Genomic DNA, 225 nt, shown 5'->3' with positions numbered 1-225 from the left:
GGAACCATTCGAAACAGCACAGCTCTAAAACTTTGAAACCGCCCAAGCGATTTTGGGATTGGTTTTGGAACCATTCGAAACAGCACAGCTCTAAAACAAGTACTAATAAATAATACATTTGTTGGCTGTTTTGGAACCATTCGAAACAGCACAGCTCTAAAACTTTAGAGCGGAAATTTTTAAAAATTTCCATGTTTTGGAACCATTCGAAACAGCACAGCTCTA

1 protein-coding gene is annotated in these 225 nt (G+C 38.2%); it reads right to left on the bottom strand.

Annotated elements, in window-relative coordinates:
* A partial coding sequence (locus tag HMPREF2963_RS09450; RefSeq protein WP_222609652.1) for a hypothetical protein occupies positions 1-193 on the bottom strand: 193 nt, incomplete at its 3' end.
* Between the last annotated feature and the right edge of the window lie 32 nt (positions 194-225).

This window comes from Streptococcus sp. HMSC067A03 (assembly GCF_001814295.1).
Taxonomy (GTDB): domain Bacteria; phylum Bacillota; class Bacilli; order Lactobacillales; family Streptococcaceae; genus Streptococcus; species Streptococcus constellatus.
This window is presented reverse-complemented; position numbering and strand designations above follow the sequence as displayed.